The sequence below is a fragment of the Accumulibacter sp. genome, assembly GCF_036625195.1.
GTDB lineage: Bacteria > Pseudomonadota > Gammaproteobacteria > Burkholderiales > Rhodocyclaceae > Accumulibacter.
The window spans coordinates 1,726,465-1,743,788 of record NZ_JAZKUG010000001.1 but is presented as its reverse complement, the minus strand read 5'-3'; the positions used below and the strand labels follow the sequence as shown (position 1 = coordinate 1,743,788).

Sequence of the window (17,324 nt, the reverse complement as noted above, 5' to 3'; positions counted from 1 at the left end):
CGGGAACAGAGGGTACCCAGACGCAACCGTCGACAGGGAAGAGAGGCTCAGATGAAACTGCTTGTGATCGGCTCCGGCGGCCGCGAACACGCCCTGGCTTGGCGACTCGCGAAAACGCCCGGACTGCAGAAAGTTTTCGTTGCCCCGGGCAACGCCGGTACGGCGCGCGAGCATGAACTGGAAAACGTGCCGCTGAGCGGCGCTGAAGAGCTGGCGGACTTCGCTCAACGGGAGAACGTCCGGCTGACCGTCGTCGGCCCGGAAGCACCTCTGGCCGCCGGTATCGTCAATCTCTTTCGCGCCCGCGGCCTGAGGATCTTTGGCCCGACGCGAGAGGCCGCTCAGCTCGAGAGTTCGAAGGATTTTGCCAAGCGCTTCATGCTCAGGCACCACATTCCAACCGCCCGCTTCGTCAGCTTCACCGAACGCGCCCCAGCGCACGCCTACGTCGAGCAACAGGGCGCGCCGATCGTCATCAAAGCGGACGGCCTCGCCGCCGGCAAAGGGGTGGTCGTCGCCGGTAGCCTCGCCGTGGCACACGCCGCGATCGACCGGATGCTGCCCGCGAGCGAAAGCGGTACGACTTCGGGTGACCCTGGAGCAAGGGTCGTCATCGAAGAGTTCCTCGACGGCGAGGAAGCCAGTTTCATCGTCATGGTCGACGGCAGGAACGTGCTGCCACTGGCGTCGAGCCAGGACCACAAGCGGATCGGTGACGGCGATACGGGCCCCAACACAGGTGGCATGGGCGCCTACTCGCCGGCACCGGTCGTGACGCCCGAGGTGCACGCACGGGCGATGCGCGAGATCATCCTGCCGACGGTCCGCGGCATGGCAGCCGAAGGCATGCCCTACACCGGTTTTCTCTACGCCGGACTGATGATCGGCCGCGATGGCTCGGTGAAGACGGTGGAGTTCAACTGCCGCCTCGGTGATCCGGAGACGCAGCCGATCATGATGCGTCTGCGTAGTGACCTTCACAACCTGCTCGAGCATGCCGTCTCCGGCCGCCTCAACCTCGTCGAGGCGAGTTGGGACCGGCGGGTCGCCCTCGGCGTCGTCCTCGCCGCAGCCAACTATCCCGCCGCCCCACGCACGGGCGACCCGGTCAGCGGCCTGCCGGCCAGCACCAACGACAGCCACGTCTTCCATGCGGGCACGAGCGAGATCGACGGCCGGATCGTCACCGCCGGTGGCCGTGTGCTCTGCGTGACGACACTGGCGGACAACGTCCGGCAGGCACAGAAACGTGCCTATGACCTGATCACCGGCATCCACTTCGATGGCATGCAGTACCGCCACGACATCGGCCACCGGGCAGCCGGCCGATGACCGGCAGACTCCCGTCAGGAAAGCGGCCGACATTCCGGACGACCGTGCGGCGATGATCGACGCCGAACGTCTCAGAGACTATTTCACCAGCCTGCAGACTCGCCTCGTCACGGCTGCCGAAGCGATCGAGGGCCGTCACGGCGAGCGCTTTCGCGCCGATCGATGGCAGAGGGAGGCTGGCGGACCGCTGACCGGCAACGGCTGCACCAGCATCATCGAAGGAGGGCGCATCTTCGAACGTGGCGGGATTGCCTTCTCGGAGGTCAGCGGCGCCACGCTGCCGGCTTCGGCAACCGCCAGGAGACCCGAGCTCGCCGGGCGGGCGTTCGCGGCGATGGGCGTTTCGCTGGTGCTGCACCCGGCGAATCCCTTCTGCCCGACCGCACACATGAACGTGCGGGTGCTGCTCGCGACGGACGGTGACGCCGAGCCGGTCTGGTGGTTCGGCGGCGGCATGGACCTGACGCCCTACTACCCGTTCGCCGAAGACGTGCGCCATTTCCACCGCGCCTGCCGCGACGCCCTGCAGCCCTTCGGCGACGATTGCCACGCGCGCTACAAGAAGTGGTGTGACGAGTACTTCTTTCTCAAGCATCGCAACGAGCCGCGCGGCGTCGGCGGCGTTTTCTTCGACGACCTCTGCGAAGGTGGCTTCGAGCGCTGCTTCGCGCTGACCCGAGCGGTCGGGGATGCGTTTCCGATCGCCTACCTGCCGCTCGTCGACAAACGCCAGGCGACCCCCTACGGCGAGCGGGAACGGGACTTCCAAGCCTACCGGCGCGGACGCTACGTCGAGTTCAACCTGGTCTGGGACCGTGGCACCCTTTTCGGCCTGCAATCGGGCGGCCGCACCGAGTCGATCCTGATGTCGCTGCCACCGACGGTCAAGTGGCGTTACGACTGGCGGCCCGAGCCGGGAAGCGCGGAGGCCGTCCTCTACGACATGCTGCCGCCGCGCGATTGGCTGTAGACCCCGGCCAACGGAAGATCACCGCTCGTCGGCGGCGGGGCGAGGCCAACGGCCGTGATACCGCGGACTGGAGCGTGTCGTTCACGCCCGCGGCCAATCGTGAGCGCTGACTGCCGCCATGATCCCGGCATCAGTGGGCGCACTCTGGAACACCCGCTGCAGCCCCAACGCGCGCGCGCACTCGGCGATTCGCTGATGAGGCACGAACACGGCCGTGCTGCGCAGACAGGCAAGAGCCTCCTCGTCGAGCAGTCCGACGAGGTTGCGCAAACCTTCGCTCGAGGAAATGATGATCGCGTCGAGCCGGCCATCGTGCCACAGCGCCCGCAGAGATGACGCGTCCGCTGGTGCGCGACGCTCGTAGCAGGCGACCGCATCCACTTGGGCACCACGTTCGCGCAGGGTATCGGCCAGCAATTCGCGCCCACCGTTGCCGCGCAGGATCAGCACCCGCCGCTGGCTGACGGCGGCGGCCTGCAAGTCGGGAACGCTGAGCAGCGCCTCGGAATCGAAACGATCAGGGGGCAGCAACACGTCGCCGACGCCGTATGCAGCCAGCGCGTTCACGGTGCCCGGGCCGATCGCCACCGGCCGCAGCGCCGTCGGCCATGGGCGCCGGGCGAGGATGGCCGGCAGGCTGTGGTCGACGGCATTCGGGCTGATGAAGATTGCCAGCGCGTAGCTGTCGAGACGATCGATCGCCTCCTGCAGGGGCGCCGGGTTGGCAACGGCAGAGATCTCGAGAAGCGGAAAGACCAGCGCCTCGCCGCCCTGCTCGCCGATCCACGCAGCGAGCTGCGACGCCTGCGCTCGCGGGCGCGTAACGACGATCGTCCGACCGCGCAACAGCTGCGGCATCAGCCGGCGGCGAGCTGCTGCAGGATTGGCTCAGCCCCCTGCTGACGCAGCATCTGCGCCAGCGAGCGACCGATCGACTCGGCATCGCTCAGATGGCCGCGCAGTTCGCCACGGACCATCTGTCCGCCGTCGGGCGTCGCGACCCACCCCCGCAACCAGAGGTCATCACCCTCGGGCAAGGCATGGGCCGCCAGAGGTACCTGACAACTGCCGCCCAGCGCGCGCGAAAAGGCGCGTTCGGCACGCACGCAATCCGCAGTCACGGGATCGTCGAGCGGCGCGACCAGCGCCGCGATATCGGTGCGCGAGCTGCACACCTCGATGCCCAGGACTCCCTGTCCAGGAGCGGGAAGCGATTGCTCGGGCGTCAGCAGCGACCGGATCCGCTGCGGCAGACCAAGGCGGATCAGGCCAGCAGCCGCCAGGATGATCGCATCGTACTCGCCAGAATCGAGCTTGCGCAGGCGCGTATCGAGGTTGCCGCGTAGACTCCGAATCACCAGTCGCGGATGGCAGGCGCGCAGGATGGCCGCCCGACGCAGGCTCGAAGTCCCGACCACGGCTCCCGCCGGCAGCTCATCGATGACGGAAAATAGATTGGAGACAAAGGCGTCGCAGGGGTTCTCTCGCGCGGAAATCGCCGCCAGCACGAAGCCGTCAGGCATCTCCATCGGCACGTCCTTCAGCGAGTGAACCGCGAGATCCGCGCTGCCATCCTGCATGGCGACCTCGAGTTCCTTGATGAACAGGCCCTTGCCGCCGATCGCAGCCAGCGGTCGATCGAGGATCTGGTCACCACGAGTGCTCATGCCGAGGATGTCGACCGTCGTCTCTGGATATAATCCGCCGAGGCGGGCACGAATGTGTTCCGCCTGCCACATCGCGAGGCGCGATTCACGTGAGGCGATGACGATACGCGGCGGGACTGAGGGACCACTCATCACGGCAAGATTCCGGCAGGGAGCATTGGCCGGACGTCCGGCAGGCGAGGTCGGCATCGATGCCCCGATGTCATGCCGACGGCAGTGATTCTAGCAAGGAGCGCACAGACTTGTCCGAAAAGCCAGCCTGCCAGCGGCCGGAACTCGCCGACTTCTGGGACCATCGTTTCCGCAGCGGCGTCACGCCATGGGAAACCGGTACCGCGCCACTCGAGTTGCGGCGCTTTGTCGGCGCCGGCACACCTGCGATCGACCCTGCCGCAGCGACGGCGGGGAGACAGACGCCAAGGGTTCTCGTTCCTGGCTGCGGCAGCGGCCTGGATGCGGCCTATCTCGACCAGCAGGGCTGGCAGGTGACGGCGCTGGACTTTTCGACCGCCGCCATCGAACTGGCTCGCGAGACCGTCGGCAAGTCCTGGCGCGGTGTGCTGCTTGCAGCCGACTTCTTTTCCTTCGTCCCGGCAGAGCCTTTCGACCTCATCTACGAACGCGCCTTCCTTTGTGCACTGCCGCGTCACCTGTGGCCGCAGTACGGACGCCGGGTGGCCGAGTTGCTGCCCGCCGGCGGACTGCTGGCCGGCTACTTCTTCTTGGCGGCGGAACTGCGGGGCCCGCCATTCGGCATTCTGCCGGAGCAACTGGCCGCGCTGCTGTCGCCGGCATTCGCCCGCCGTGAAGACCGCGCGGTCAGCGACTCGCTACCGGTCTTCGCCGGCCGCGAACGCTGGCAGGTCTGGCAGCGGCTTTGAGCCTCAGGGTTGCACCTCCTGGATCGCGGTCAGGTGAGCCAGGACATCCTGAATGTCCTGCGCCGGCAAGCGGTACAGCACGCCCTCGCTGGCGCTGTCTTCATCGTGCGGACGATCGGCCTTCAGGTAGGCGTCGATCTGCTTCTTCAAATAGCTGGTGTACTGCCCGACCAGCATCGGGAACATGCCGCGGCCCTTGCCACTCTTGCCGTGACAGACGGCGCACTGCTGGTCATAGACGAGCTTGCCCCGGTCGATGTTGCCTTCCGTGCGCGGAACGATCATCACTTTTTCCATCGCCAGCAGGCGCGTCAGCGCACCATCGCTGTCCTTGAACACGGGCGGCCTCGTCGGCAGTTCGATCTGGGCCAAGTAGGCCGAGACAAGCTTCATGTCCTCGTCCGGCAGCTCCCGTTCCTTGGTGTAGGGATACATCGGCAGGTTGACTCGCCGCTGGCTCTGGAACGCCTTCAATTGCTGCTCGAGGTATTTCGGTAGTTGCCCGGCGATGCGCGGATACTCGCCCTTCTTGCCGCCGGCGCCGAACTCGCCATGACAGGCCGCGCACGGCCCGTAGATCTCCTTGGCCCGCTCGAGGTCCAGCGCGGCAGCCGGCAGGGCGGCACATCCCGCCAGCACACAGCCGAGAAGTCTTGGCCAAAGTTCGAAGCAGATCATCGAATTCTCGTCGGAAGGAAAGCGGGATTATAGGAAGCCCCCGCGCCGTTGCCTTGATGATCGTCAAGAACCACAGGCCCCGACCTGCCCCATCAGACGCCGCTGCGGCGGACCAGAGACTTGACCAACGGCCACTGTCGGCGACTGACCGGCAGTCGCTCCGCAACGTCGCGCAGCATCGCCTGCCATTGCGTGTCGGCATCATCGGCGCCGCTGCGTGCGAAACCGATGATCGCGTCGCGGGCGACCAACACGCTGCGGTGCAGCCGGACGAACAGATCGCGGTATTCCTCCTCGAGATGGGTCAGCGACTCGTCCACCAGAAACTCACGCTCACGGGTACGGACCGTCACGTACTTGAGGTCGGCCTTCAGGTAGATGATCGCCGCCACTGGGATCAGCAACAGGCGACCACGTTCATGACAGGAAAGATGGCTGCGCGCCGCCTGGGGCAGCCGCGCCAGCTGCGCCTTGCTCAGCGAAGGCTGCTGCGGCAGTTTGCGCAATGCGGCGAGCAGGCGTGTGAACCGCACTGGCTTGAGGAGATAGTCAAGGGCACTGAGCTCGAAGGCCTGCACCGCGTAGGCATCGTAGGCGGTGACGAAGATCACCGCTGGCGGCTTCTCCAACTGCGACAGATGGCGTGCGAATTCAATCCCGTCCATAGTCGGCATGCGGATATCGACCAGCGCGACATCCACCTTGTGGGCAGCGATCATGCCAAGTGCGACGAGGCCGTTCTCGGCCTCGGCGACCACTTCGTTCGGCAGTTCGGTCGCGATATCGGCAAGTACGTCGCGCAAGCGCGCCCGGGCCGGCGCTTCGTCGTCGACGATCAGCACCGCGATCGGGGACGCGGGTGGGGAGACGACCGCGTTCACCGCCAGCGGCCGCCGCAGGGCAGGACGATGTGTACGCGATACTCGTGGCTCCCGTCAGCAAGCCGCACCTCGCCTGTGTCGAGCCGGGCCTCGAGATCGTAGTACAGTGCCAGCCGCTCTTCGATGTTGTCGAGAGCCATGTGGTTGCCACGTGCATGCTCGGCATGCGACACGATCGTCGGATTGGCCAGGTCGATGCGCAGTTCGTCGGCACGCCGCAGCAGGGCAACGCGGATCGTGCCACCGTTGGCAACTGGCTCGATCCCGTGATAGACGGCGTTCTCGAGCAACGGTTGCAGCAGCAGCGGCGGCACCAGGAGATCGGCAGGCAGATCATCGATGCTCCACTCGACCCGCAGGCGCTCGCCCAGGCGCAGCTTCTCCAGATCCAGATACTGCCGGCACAAGGCCAGTTCATCACCGATCGGCACCAGTTGGCGCGGGTCGCGCAGAAGCGCACGGAACAGGTCGGCAAGTTCTTCGAGCGCGCTTTCGGCACGGCGCGGGTCGAGGCGGATCAATGAGATCACCGCAGTGAGACTGTTGAACAGGAAATGCGGCCGGATGCGAGCAGTCAGCGATTGCAGGCGGGCCTCGATCAGGGCTGGCGACAAGGCGCTGGCGCGCAATGCCAAGTAGGAGAGCATGCACGCCGCCGCCGTTCCCGCAAGCAGAGCGGCCCGTACCAGCCCCTGCCAACCCCATTCATCGAAGGTGAGGAGAGACCACAGCAGCGAGAGCATGGCCGCCGACGTCGCAGCCAGGACGACGACCAACACGCGGGCGCTCCATGGCGGGAGACCGTGCAGCCGGCTACCGAGCAGTGCCAGGGCGGCGAGGTTGAAAAGCAGCAGGGGCTGCAGCCAAGCGGCCATCGTGAAGTAGTCCTGCAGGCAGGCAAGCAGCCCGTCGCTGCGCACCAAGGCGGCGAGCAAGGCCAGCAGATTGACCCCAAGCAGGATGCGCAAAATGACTCCAGCATTGCGGAAATCGGGCAGCAGCCGGCTCTGGGCGTTTTGCTTTATACTTGCCATCAGTTGCAGTGGCGCCTGTTCAAGGTTCTACGAATGATTTTAGCCCAGGAACCTGTTGCCCATGAGCCCATCGGACCCTTCCCAGTACACTTGGGCCGGCCGCTTCTCCGAACCTACTTCCGAACTCGTCAAACGCTACACCGCCTCGGTCCGCTTCGACCAGCGGATGTGGCGGCAAGACATCCGGGCCTCGCTGGCGCACGCAACGATGCTGGCGCGGCAAGGAATCATCAGTGCAGCCGACCTTGCCGACATCGAGCGGGGCATGACGCAGGTGGCAGACGAGATTGCCAGCGGTGTCTTCCTCTGGTCGGTCGACCTGGAAGACGTGCACCTGAACATAGAGAAACGGTTGACGACGCTGATCGGCGACGCCGGCAAACGGCTGCACACCGGTCGCTCGCGCAACGACCAAGTGGCGACCGACATTCGTCTCTTCCTGCGCGACGCGATCGACGGTATCGACGCCCTGCTTGGCGAGTTCCAGAGCCGCCTCCTGGACTTGGCGGAGCGGGAAGCGGCAACCCCACTGCCTGGCTTCACCCACCTGCAGGTCGCGCAGCCGGTGACCCTCGGACACCACCTGCTCGCCTATGTCGAGATGGCGCGCCGGGACGCCGAACGCTTCGCCGATTGTCGGCGTCGCACCAACCGTTTGCCGCTCGGGGCGGCCGCGCTCGCTGGCACCACCTATCCGATCGACCGGCAGTACGTCGCCGAGTTGCTCGGCTTCGACGCAGTCTGCGGGAATTCACTGGATGCCGTCTCGGACCGCGATTTCGCGATTGAATTCTGTGCCGCCAGCGCCCTGCTGATGATGCATCTGTCGCGGCTATCGGAAGAACTCGTGCTGTGGATGAACCCGCGTTTCGGCTTCATCACCCTGGCTGACCGCTTCTGCACCGGCAGCTCGATCATGCCGCAGAAGCGGAACCCGGACGTGCCCGAGCTGGCACGCGGCAAGACCGGCCGCGTCTTCGGCCACCTTGTCGGCCTGCTGACCCTGATGAAGGGCCAGCCACTGGCCTACAACAAGGACAACCAGGAAGACAAGGAGCCACTTTTCGACGCCATCGACACCGTTACCGATACGTTGCGCATCTTCATCGAGATGATCCCCGGGATCACCGCCAATGCAGAGAACATGCGCAGCGCACTGCGCCAGGGTTTTGCGACAGCCACCGACCTCGCCGACTACCTGACCCGCAAGGGCCTGCCGTTTCGTGATGCCCATGAAGCAGTGGGGCAGGCCGTTCGCCGCGCCGAGGAGCGGGGTACGGACCTGGCGCAATTGTCGCTCGCCGAACTGCGCCAGTTCTCGCCGCTGATCGACGATGACGTCTTCGCCGTGCTGACGGTCGAGGGCTCACTGGCAGCGCGCGATCACCACGGCGCCACGGCGCCACGGCAAGTCAGGGCAGCGATCGCCCGCGCCCGTTCGCCAACCTAGGCGCCTGTCGTCGGGATGGACAAGGTCGGAAAGTATGAACTGGTGCGCGAGATCGGCCGCGGGGCGACGTCCACCGTCTATCTGGGAAGCGACCCGTTCTCACGACGCGAGGTGGCGATCAAGATTGCTTTCCCCGGCATCCTCAAGGATCCCAGGAGAGGCAAGCTATACACTCACCTCTTCCTCAACGAGGCCGCGCTGATCGGCAAGATGTCCCACCCGCACATCGTGCAGACCTACGATGCTGTGGTCGATGACCAGCTCTGCTACATCGTCATGGAGTATGTTCCGGGCGGCACACTCGAAAGCGTCTGCTCCCGGGGCCAGTTGCTGCCCATCGAGCGTGTCGTCGAAATCATCTTCAAGTGCACTCGGGCGCTCGACTTCGCCTTTCGGATGGGCATCACCCATCGCGACATCAAACCGGCGAACATCCTCTTTGCCAGTACCGACCGCAATCAGGGTGACATCAAGGTCTCCGATTTTGGCGCCGCGATCATCGGTTCGCCAGAGCGGACGCTGGTACTCGGCATCGGCTCGCCCGCCTACATGTCGCCCGAGCAGGTGAAGGACCGAGCGCTGGATCACCAGACCGACATCTACTCGCTCGGCGTCGTCATGTACCAGTTGCTGACCGGGCAGTTGCCGTTTCAGGCACGCAACAGCTACGATCTGATATACCAGATCATCAACGCCGAGCCGCGCCGCCCGTCGTCGCTGCGCAATGAGATCCCCGCAGCGCTCGATGCGATCGTCGCGCGTGCGATGAACAAGCAGCTGGATGCGCGGTACAGCAGTTGGACCGAGTTCGGACACGACCTGACTCTCGCCTTCCGCGGCAGGAGGCCAAGCGTGCCAGCGGAGCGCATGGCCGATTTCGAGAAGTTCGAAAAGCTTCGGTCATTCGGCTTCTTTGCCGAGTTCTCCGAAGCCGAGATCTGGGAAGTAGTCCGCTTCTCGAGATGGAGCCGGGTTGCCCCCGACACCGTCATCATTGCCGACGGCGAGGTAGGGGATTGCTTTTACTTCCTCGCCGAAGGCGAACTGAAAGTGCTCAAGAACGGTATGCTTCTCGATCTGCTGACCAGTGGCGAGTGTTTCGGTGAAATGGCGGTGATCGGCAAGGCGACTGCGCTGCGCGGCGCCGACGTCGTCGCGCTGACCGACGCCAAGCTGGTGATGATCGCCGCGGCTGCCCTGCAGGAATCGTCGGCAACCTGCCGCATGCACTTTTACCAGGCCTTCCTCGCCGTCCTCAGCGATCGGCTGACCTCGGCCAATGTCCGCCTCGTCTCGTTCTGACGCCGGCTGCCGATGGCCCCAGTAAGCCGCGGCGCGGGCGGTGGCGCCGAGTGTGCTGCTCAGTGGCCGCAGAAGGGTGCTACGCCATTCCAGCCCATCAGTGCCTGGCGTTGGTAACTCGTGCGGACGATCCCGGTACTTGCGTCGAAGAGGACGTCAAAGCGCGCGAGTTGGTTCCACGAATCGCAGAACTGCCACTCCCAGACGAGTTCGTTGCGCGCGCTGAAATACTCGGTCCATTGCGGCACCGGCGGACCGAGGAGACGCAGGACGGACTCCCGGTCGCTCTTGCCCGGCTCGATACGCGCAAAGTGCTCCATGTCCAGCACCTGCTCGATCCGCCGCAGTCTGCCGTCCGGGGCGATGAAGACCATGAACGTCTGCGGACCGGATGGGCCACGAGGATAGGCCAGCTGCTCGCTGCCATCGGCGTCCAGCCAACGCATCGCCGGCGTGCCCATCGTCGCCATGACGTCGGACACGGTCGCCACGCCGGGCTTCAGGCCGTAGCCGCTGTAACCGGCACACGCCGAAAGCACGATCGCAAGAAACAGGGTCGGCGCGAACCGTCCGATTGAGGGTCGCATAGTCATGTGGCCTCCCTTTGAATGGTCTGCCAGCGGCTGATGGTCGCGCCAAGCGACTGCGGAGAGAAGAGCCCGAACCCAGGCGAGTGTCGGCGAGGCCATGCCCGTCGACATGGCCACTGCCAGCGGAACGAGTCTTCAGCTGACGCCAGCCTGATCCTGCAGGAGCTTCTGCAACTCGCCCTCCTCGTACATCTCGCGCATGATATCGCAACCGCCGATGAACTCGCCACCGACATACAGCTGCGGAATCGTCGGCCAATTGGCAAACTCCTTGATACCGCTGCGAATCTCCGGGGCTTCGAGGACATTGACACTGAAGAAACTCGAAAGACCACAAGCCCTGAGAATCTGGACCGACACCGCCGAGAAGCCGCACTGCGGAAACTGTGGCGTCCCTTTCATGTAAAGGACCACTGGGTTGCTCGTCACCTGCTCCTTGATCAGCTGCTGCACATCCATCTTGAAACCTCATAGCTCATCTGGTTGAAGAAAGAAACCGTCCTGCTGCGACTCTTTGTCCCGGCTGCCCGGCACGCGCCCAGCGCTGACCCGCTCGATCCCTGCCAGGTCGGACCAGGTCGCCACGCCGGCCAGACCGGCCTCTTGCAGCAACTGGCGAACTGCCTCGCCCTGATCATGCCCATGCTCGATCAGCAGGCAGCCTCCCGGCAGCAGGTGCATCGCCGCACCGCCAACGATCACCCGCGTGCAGTCCAGTCCGTCGCCCCCCGCGACACCATCGGTCAAAGCCATCCGCGGTTCGAACGGCAGGCCACCGCTCTCCAGATGCGGGTCAGACATGGCCACGTAGGGCGGGTTGGCGACAATCAGATCGAAGCGCTCACCAGCGAGTGGTCCATACCAATCGCCTTCGAGAAAGCGTATGCTCACCCGGTGCAGAGCCGCGTTCATTCGCGCCACGGCCAGCGCCGCTGGTGACAGATCGACTGCCACCACCCTGGCTTGCGGGCAAAGGCACTTCAAGCTGATCGCCAACACGCCGGAACCCGTTCCGAGATCCGCGACAGCGGGTTCGTGCAACGCTCGCAGTCTTTCGAGTGCCAGTTCCACCAGCAGTTCCGTTTCGGGACGCGGCACCAGCACGTCGGCGTTGACCCTGAACTCGCGACCGTAGAAGCCCACTGACCCGACCAAGTGAGCGAGAGGCTCACCGCTCGTACGTCGCTGCACGAGCGCTTCGAGTTGCCACACCTGCCGCGCTGACAGCGGCCGGCTCGGATGAGCGAGAAGGTCGGCGTGGCTGCAACTGGCCACGTGCTCAGTCAGCAGGCGGGCATCGAGGCGATCGATCCGCTGTCTTGCAAGCCGCCAAGCTTCGCCGATGGTCGTCACCAAGCCGCTGCCAGACGCGTCACCCGGCATCGGCGAGCATGGCCAGCTGATCAGCCTGATGCTCGGCAGTGAGTGCCGTGATGAGTTCGTCAAGCTCACCATCCATGATAGCGTCGATCTTGTACAGCGTCAGGTTGATCCGGTGGTCCGTCACGCGCCCCTGTGGGAAGTTGTAGGTGCGAATCCGCTCCGAACGATCACCGCTGCCGATGAGGTTCCTGCGCGTGGAAGCGATGTTGGCGTGCTGCTCGCGTTCCTGCAGATCCTTGATTCGAGCGACCAGGACGGACATCGCCTGCGCCTTGTTCTTGTGTTGCGAGCGGTCATCCTGGCACTCGACGACGATCCCGGTGGGCAGGTGGGTGATGCGCACTGCCGAGTCGGTCTTGTTGATGTGCTGACCTCCCGCGCCGGATGCACGATAGGTATCGACACGGATGTCCGTTGGGCTGATCAGAACCTCTTCCAGCGCTTCCGCCTCCGGCATGATCGCCACGGTACAAGCCGAGGTATGGATGCGGCCCTGTGCTTCGGTCTCTGGAACACGCTGCACTCGGTGACCTCCCGACTCGAACTTCAGGCGGGAGTAAACGCCACCGCCAACGATGCGGGCAATGACTTCGCGATAGCCACCGAGGTCGGAAACACTCGCCGAGATCACCTCGACCTGCCAGCGCCGACGCTCTGCGTAGCGCGCATACATGCGAAACAGGTTGCCGGCAAAAAGTGCGGACTCATCGCCACCCGTGCCGGCGCGTATCTCGAGAAAGACGTTGCGCTCGTCATTGGCGTCGCGCGGCAGCAGCAGCTTCTGCAGCTCATCTTCAATTGCCGGCAGGCGTCCGCGAATGGCGGAAACCTCGGCCTCGGCCAGCTCCCGCAGCTCGGGATCCGCCAGCATCTCGATGCCGCTTGCCAAATCCGCCTGGGCTCGCCGCCAGTCATGGTACAGCAGAACCAGCGGGCCAAGTTCAGCGTGCTCGCGCGACAATTTGCGATACTCATCGATGTCCCGGGTCGCTTCACCCTGCGCCAGCATGCGGTCCAGCTCGTCGAGTCGCCCGGCAAGGTGCTCCAGTTTTTCACGAATGCTTTCGTTCATCAGATGGTCGGTTCCGGCAGGTGAGGAATGCGGGATCGGGTTCCAGCGGGAGTGTGGTTTCGGCGCGGCCGGTCAATCGCCTGGGCGGTGATCCACGTGCGGGTGGAAGAGCAACCCGACGAGCGAATGCAGGTCGTGGTTGTCGCCACCGGCCTGCGTCAACGCCTGTGTCGGAGCATGCAGAAATTTGTTGGTCAGCCTGTGCGACAAGTGTTCGAGGACCTGTGCCGGATCCTCGCCCCTGGACAGCAGTTTCAGCGCGTGCTCGACCTCGTGCCTGCGAGCGCGTTCGGCCGCATCCCGTAGCGAACGGATGACCGGAACGGTCGCCCGCGTCGCGAGCCAACGCAGAAACACTTCGACACGCTCGCTGATGATCGCCTCTGCGTCCGCCACGGCGGCCTGCCGCGATTCCATGCCGGACTCCACCACCTGCGCCAAATCATCGACCGTGTACAGGAAGACATCGTCCATGTCGCCGACCTCGGGTTCGATGTCGCGTGGGACCGCGAGATCAACCATGAACATCGGGCGATGGCGACGCACCCTGATCGCCCGTTCGACCATGCCGAGGCCGATGATCGGCAGCGGGCTGGCAGTGCACGAAATTACGATGTCGAACTGGGGGAGGCGCTCGCCGAGTTCTTCGAGGCGGATGGCCGAACCACCAAAGCGATCGGCAAGAGCAAGCCCACGCTCGACCGTGCGGTTGGCAATCACCACCTGCCTCGGCTGCTGCACGGCAAAATGACGGGCACACAGCTCGACCATCTCGCCGGCGCCGATGAAGAGGATGCGCTGCTCGGCGATCCGCTCGAAGATCCTGCACGCCAGTCGAACTGCCGCCGCCGCCATGGATACGATGTTGGAACCGATGGCAGTCGTCGAGCGAACCTCCTTGGCTACCGCGAAGGACTGCTGAAACAGCTTGTGCAGGGTCGTTCCCAACGTCCCTGCCTCATCGGCAGCACGCACGGCCTCCTTCATCTGCCCCAGGATCTGTGGCTCGCCAAGGACCATCGAATCAAGTCCGCTGGCCACCCGGAAAACATGCCGCACGGCCGCGCGCTCCGGGTAGGTATACAGGTACGGCTCGATCTGTCGCCGCTCCAACCGGTGATACTCGGCCAGCCATTGGCAAGCCACGTCGGGCGCATCGGTCGCCACGTAGACCTCCGTACGGTTGCAGGTCGACAGAATTGCCGCTTCATGAACCGAGTTGCGACGCGTCAGGTCGGCAAGCGCCAGCTGTACACTTTCGGGGTGGAAAGCCACCTGCTCACGAATCGAAAGTGGCGCCGAATGGTGGTTGATGCCCAGGGTATACAACGGCATGCTGGAGGAGAGTGGTCGCAAGTCGGATGGGCCGTGGATGGCCGCGCATTATATCACCGGCACCCCGGCCACCCCGGGTCCCAGGAAGCCCGCGACCGCTCAAGGGATCTCCTCCGCCGGCTTGCCGATGAAGTAGCCCTGAGCGTAGTCGACGCCAAAGCTGGCCAGCATGTTCAGGGCGCGTTCATCCTCGACGAACTCGGCGACGGTTTTCTTGCCGAATCCATGCGCCACTTTCGACAGTGCCTCGACGAAGACTTGGTCGTCCTGACTGTCGACGAGGGAGCGGACGAAAGAACCGTCGATCTTGACGTAGTCGACCGGCAACTGTTTGACGTAATTGAACGACGAGAAGCCGACGCCGAAATCATCGAGCGAGAACGTGCAACCGAGTTCCCGGACGGCTCCCATGAACCTGCGGGCGGCAGCGAAATCAGCCACCGCCGCCGTTTCGGTAATCTCGAACACGACGTCACCGGCTAGATCGCGCCTCTGCGCCAGCTTCTCGCGCAGGAAGGACAGCAGGCTGGCGTCATTGATGCTGACACCCGACAGGTTGATCGAGAACCTGTACCTCCGCCCTGCCCGACGAGAAAGCTCCATCCGTGCCAGGACCATGCCCGTCACATGACGATCGATCTCGCGTATCAGACCGCTGCTCTCGGCCACCTCCATGAACATGCCCGGCGGCACCACACCGCCGTCGCCGGCGCGCATGCGCACCAGCGCCTCGAAATGGCTCACCTTGCGCGAAGCAATGTCGAGGATCGGCTGATAGTGAACGATGAACCCATCATTGGCCAGAGCGCGGTTGATCATCTCCTCCCAGTGCAGGCGATTCTGCATCCTTTCCTGCACCCCCTCTCCCTCCGAGTAGACGTGCCACCCCCCTCCCCCCTTCGACTTGGCCTGGTACATGGCGATGTCGGCGTTGGTCAGCAGCAGTTCTGCATTCATCTTGGCCGCCGAGAAGACGACGATGCCGATGCTCGCAGATACGCGGTGATTGGCTCCGAGACCGGGAAACTTGATCTCGGCCAGGCGTCGGTTGATCTTCTCCGCCACCTGCACCGCGCCAGCACTGTCGCACTCGTGCAGCAGGACGCCGAGTTCGTCGCCGCCCAGGCGCCCGATCCGGTCACTCGTGCGGGCGACGTGCGCGACCTCTTCGGCGACGATCTTGAGCAGCGCGTCACCTGCCTGGTGGCCGCTGACGTCGTTGACGTACTTGAAGGCATCGAGGTCAAGATAACGGTCATTGCAGTTGCGGCCGCCCCGGATGATGAAAGAAGATGCGGGTTGGGAGGCGCCGTGTAGAGGTCGCGCAATATTTTGGCGGTCCAACCCCGCAAGCTAACGTGACCCGCTGAACCGACTCGTACCCCGGATTGCTGCCATCGAGCGCACACATTAAAAGGGCCGCTGGCGACCTGTCGCCTTCAGGCAACTTCGGTTCTGGCACCCGCCGCCTCCCACGTTCGAGTTTATGAGGAAAGGAGACAGAATGGAACTGGTTCCGATCCACAAACGAGTGATTGGCCTGGACGTTCACCAGGCACAGATCACGGCCTGTGCGATCATCGAAGAAGCGAGCGGCGAGACACGAATCGAGCAGCGGCAGTTTGGCGCGTTCAAACGGGACCGGCGGGAGCTGGGGTTCTGGGCGGCGGCGCTTGATCCGGACGAAGTCGTCATGGAAAGCACGGGTATCTACTGGAAGAGTCCGTATGCGGCGCTCGAGGCGGTCGGTATCCGGGCGACGGTGGTCAATGCCCGGCACGTCAAGCAGGTGCCGGGCCGCAAGACGGATATCGGCGATGCGCAATGGCTGGCCACGCTGGCGCGAGCCGGTCTTCTGCGCGGGTCTTTCGTGCCGCCGGCCAAGCTGCGCGAACTGCGTTTGATCGCCCGGCAACGGCAGAAGCTGGTCGGGCTGCTGTCGTCGGAGAAGAACCGCCTGCACAAAGTGCTGACCGATGCCGGCATCCGGCTGGGTGTGGTGGTCAGTGACATGCATGGTCAGTCGGCACGGGCGATGATCAAGGGGATTCTCAAGGGGCAGGCGCCGAACGAGGTCCTGGCACTCGCCAGCCGGCGCCTCAAGGCCAGCCGTGAGGAGTTGCACGATGCCCTGCAGGGCGAATTGACCGCGAGTCACGTGTTCGTTCTGGACGAGCTGTTGCGGCATATCGAGGAACTCGAAGCGCGCATCGCCCGATTTGACGCCCGTCTACTCGACGAGTTGGCGAGCGAGCACAACGCGCTGGCCCTGTTGCAAACCCTGCCGGGTGTCGACACCGTCGGTGCCGCCATGCTGCTCGTCGAGATCGGCAGCGACATGAGCGTCTTCGGCAGTCCCGACCGTCTGGCTTCCTGGGTGGGCATCTGTCCGGGCAACAACGAGTCCGCCGGAAAGCGCAAGTCCGGACGCGTTCGCAAGGGCAATCCCTACGTCCGACGACTCCTGTGTGAGTTCGCTCACGCCGCCAGCCGCACCAAGTCAGCGTTCCACGCCAAGTTCCAATCGCTGATCGTTCGTCGTGGCCACAAGCGCGCCATCGTCGCGCTCGCCCACAAGATGTTGCGCACCATCTTCTTCATGCTCAAGCGCGGCGACTATTACCGGGATTCCGCCACCAACTATGAGCAGCTCTGTGTGCAGCGCAACGCCTCTCGCTGGATCAAGGCTCTGACTCGCTTCGGCTTCATCCCCGCAGCCGCCTGATTCACGACAACCGATCACCATGAC

Annotated in this window: 17 protein-coding genes; 6 read left to right on the top strand and 11 right to left on the bottom strand. The window is 64.4% G+C overall.

The genetic code is table 11. The features are described from left to right. Positions 1 to 51: 51 nt before the first annotated feature. Both purD and hemF read left to right on the top strand, forming a co-directional pair. Positions 52 to 1,332: a phosphoribosylamine--glycine ligase gene (purD, locus tag V5B60_RS07500; protein WP_332346440.1), complete on the top strand. Its 1,281-nt coding sequence runs from the start codon at positions 52 to 54 to the stop codon at positions 1,330 to 1,332. Positions 1,333 to 1,384: 52 nt separating this feature from the next. Next, positions 1,385 to 2,302: an oxygen-dependent coproporphyrinogen oxidase gene (hemF, locus tag V5B60_RS07495; protein WP_332350465.1), complete on the top strand. Its 918-nt coding sequence runs from the start codon at positions 1,385 to 1,387 to the stop codon at positions 2,300 to 2,302. 81 nt (positions 2,303 to 2,383) lie between these two features. Here hemF and V5B60_RS07490 read toward each other — a convergent pair whose 3' ends face one another. Together V5B60_RS07490 and hemC are read right to left on the bottom strand one after the other, a co-directional pair. Beyond that, the gene (locus V5B60_RS07490; RefSeq protein ID WP_332346439.1) at positions 2,384 to 3,160 is read right to left on the bottom strand and encodes a uroporphyrinogen-III synthase; all 777 of its coding nucleotides are present in this window, start codon (positions 3,158 to 3,160) and stop codon (positions 2,384 to 2,386) included. Then, complete coding sequence (hemC, locus tag V5B60_RS07485) at positions 3,160 to 4,101, bottom strand: hydroxymethylbilane synthase (RefSeq protein WP_332346438.1); 942 nt, start codon at positions 4,099 to 4,101, stop codon at positions 3,160 to 3,162. The genes V5B60_RS07490 and hemC overlap by 1 nt, the downstream gene beginning before the upstream one ends. Positions 4,102 to 4,211: 110 nt before the next feature. On the opposite strand from hemC, the gene V5B60_RS07480 reads away from it, so the two are divergent. Further along, entirely contained in the window at positions 4,212 to 4,850 is a 639-nt protein-coding gene (locus V5B60_RS07480; protein ID WP_332346437.1) for a methyltransferase domain-containing protein, read from the top strand. 3 nt (positions 4,851 to 4,853) lie between these two features. Here V5B60_RS07480 and V5B60_RS07475 read toward each other — a convergent pair whose 3' ends face one another. The 3 genes from V5B60_RS07475 to V5B60_RS07465 form a co-directional block, all read right to left on the bottom strand. After that, positions 4,854 to 5,528: a c-type cytochrome gene (locus V5B60_RS07475; RefSeq protein ID WP_332346436.1), complete on the bottom strand. Its 675-nt coding sequence runs from the start codon at positions 5,526 to 5,528 to the stop codon at positions 4,854 to 4,856. A 92-nt stretch (positions 5,529 to 5,620) separates the two neighbouring features. After that, positions 5,621 to 6,409 carry a LytR/AlgR family response regulator transcription factor gene (locus V5B60_RS07470; RefSeq protein WP_332346435.1) on the bottom strand — a complete coding sequence of 263 codons (789 nt, stop codon included), beginning with the start codon at positions 6,407 to 6,409 and terminating at the stop codon, positions 5,621 to 5,623. Then, entirely contained in the window at positions 6,406 to 7,443 is a 1,038-nt protein-coding gene (locus V5B60_RS07465; RefSeq protein ID WP_332346434.1) for a sensor histidine kinase, read from the bottom strand. The genes V5B60_RS07470 and V5B60_RS07465 overlap by 4 nt, the downstream gene beginning before the upstream one ends. 61 nt (positions 7,444 to 7,504) lie before the next feature. On the opposite strand from V5B60_RS07465, the gene argH reads away from it, so the two are divergent. Then, positions 7,505 to 8,893: an argininosuccinate lyase gene (argH, locus tag V5B60_RS07460; protein ID WP_332346433.1), complete on the top strand. Its 1,389-nt coding sequence runs from the start codon at positions 7,505 to 7,507 to the stop codon at positions 8,891 to 8,893. A gap of 15 nt (positions 8,894 to 8,908) precedes the next feature. Continuing rightward, positions 8,909 to 10,195: a serine/threonine-protein kinase gene (locus V5B60_RS07455; protein WP_332346432.1), complete on the top strand. Its 1,287-nt coding sequence runs from the start codon at positions 8,909 to 8,911 to the stop codon at positions 10,193 to 10,195. Positions 10,196 to 10,254: 59 nt separating this feature from the next. Here the strand turns inward: V5B60_RS07455 and V5B60_RS07450 are convergent, their stop codons facing one another. From V5B60_RS07450 to V5B60_RS07425, 6 genes are all read right to left on the bottom strand, one after another. Continuing rightward, positions 10,255 to 10,788, bottom strand: a complete 534-nt coding sequence (locus V5B60_RS07450) for a hypothetical protein (protein ID WP_332346431.1) — start codon at positions 10,786 to 10,788, stop codon at positions 10,255 to 10,257. A 132-nt stretch (positions 10,789 to 10,920) separates the two neighbouring features. Beyond that, positions 10,921 to 11,244, bottom strand: a complete 324-nt coding sequence (gene grxD / locus V5B60_RS07445; protein WP_332346430.1) for a Grx4 family monothiol glutaredoxin — start codon at positions 11,242 to 11,244, stop codon at positions 10,921 to 10,923. Positions 11,245 to 11,253: 9 nt separating this feature from the next. Then, entirely contained in the window at positions 11,254 to 12,168 is a 915-nt protein-coding gene (gene prmC, locus V5B60_RS07440) for a peptide chain release factor N(5)-glutamine methyltransferase (protein WP_332346429.1), read from the bottom strand. Further along, on the bottom strand, positions 12,158 to 13,240 hold the full coding sequence (prfA, locus tag V5B60_RS07435; protein ID WP_332346428.1) for a peptide chain release factor 1: 1,083 nt from the start codon (positions 13,238 to 13,240) through the stop codon (positions 12,158 to 12,160). Before prfA ends, prmC begins: the two co-directional genes overlap by 11 nt. A 72-nt stretch (positions 13,241 to 13,312) precedes the next feature. Continuing rightward, a complete protein-coding gene (hemA, locus tag V5B60_RS07430) occupies positions 13,313 to 14,575 on the bottom strand; it encodes a glutamyl-tRNA reductase (RefSeq protein ID WP_332346427.1) in 1,263 nt (420 codons plus the stop codon). 99 nt (positions 14,576 to 14,674) lie between these two features. Beyond that, complete coding sequence (locus V5B60_RS07425; protein WP_332346426.1) at positions 14,675 to 15,919, bottom strand: putative bifunctional diguanylate cyclase/phosphodiesterase; 1,245 nt, start codon at positions 15,917 to 15,919, stop codon at positions 14,675 to 14,677. Positions 15,920 to 16,079: 160 nt separating this feature from the next. Between V5B60_RS07425 and V5B60_RS07420 the strand changes: the two genes are divergently transcribed. Next, positions 16,080 to 17,300 (top strand): IS110 family transposase, encoded by a 1,221-nt coding sequence (locus V5B60_RS07420; RefSeq protein WP_332346425.1) that lies wholly within the window; start codon positions 16,080 to 16,082, stop codon positions 17,298 to 17,300. The last annotated feature ends 24 nt before the right edge of the window (positions 17,301 to 17,324 follow it).

What these genes read in the sequence shown, in the direction of transcription:
- purD (WP_332346440.1), top strand. Translation starts at nt 52, where the DNA reads ATGAAACTGCTTGTGATCGGCTCCGGCGGCCGCGAACACGCCCTGGCT.
- hemF (WP_332350465.1), top strand. Translation starts at nt 1,385, where the DNA reads ATGATCGACGCCGAACGTCTCAGAGACTATTTCACCAGCCTGCAGACT.
- V5B60_RS07490 (WP_332346439.1), bottom strand. Translation starts at nt 3,160, where the DNA reads ATGCCGCAGCTGTTGCGCGGTCGGACGATCGTCGTTACGCGCCCGCGA.
- hemC (WP_332346438.1), bottom strand. Translation starts at nt 4,101, where the DNA reads ATGAGTGGTCCCTCAGTCCCGCCGCGTATCGTCATCGCCTCACGTGAA.
- V5B60_RS07475 (WP_332346436.1), bottom strand. Translation starts at nt 5,528, where the DNA reads ATGATCTGCTTCGAACTTTGGCCAAGACTTCTCGGCTGTGTGCTGGCG.
- V5B60_RS07465 (WP_332346434.1), bottom strand. Translation starts at nt 7,443, where the DNA reads ATGGCAAGTATAAAGCAAAACGCCCAGAGCCGGCTGCTGCCCGATTTC.
- argH (WP_332346433.1), top strand. Translation starts at nt 7,505, where the DNA reads ATGAGCCCATCGGACCCTTCCCAGTACACTTGGGCCGGCCGCTTCTCC.
- V5B60_RS07455 (WP_332346432.1), top strand. Translation starts at nt 8,909, where the DNA reads ATGGACAAGGTCGGAAAGTATGAACTGGTGCGCGAGATCGGCCGCGGG.
- V5B60_RS07450 (WP_332346431.1), bottom strand. Translation starts at nt 10,788, where the DNA reads ATGACTATGCGACCCTCAATCGGACGGTTCGCGCCGACCCTGTTTCTT.
- grxD (WP_332346430.1), bottom strand. Translation starts at nt 11,244, where the DNA reads ATGGATGTGCAGCAGCTGATCAAGGAGCAGGTGACGAGCAACCCAGTG.
- prmC (WP_332346429.1), bottom strand. Translation starts at nt 12,168, where the DNA reads ATGCCGGGTGACGCGTCTGGCAGCGGCTTGGTGACGACCATCGGCGAA.
- prfA (WP_332346428.1), bottom strand. Translation starts at nt 13,240, where the DNA reads ATGAACGAAAGCATTCGTGAAAAACTGGAGCACCTTGCCGGGCGACTC.
- hemA (WP_332346427.1), bottom strand. Translation starts at nt 14,575, where the DNA reads ATGCCGTTGTATACCCTGGGCATCAACCACCATTCGGCGCCACTTTCG.
- V5B60_RS07420 (WP_332346425.1), top strand. Translation starts at nt 16,080, where the DNA reads ATGGAACTGGTTCCGATCCACAAACGAGTGATTGGCCTGGACGTTCAC.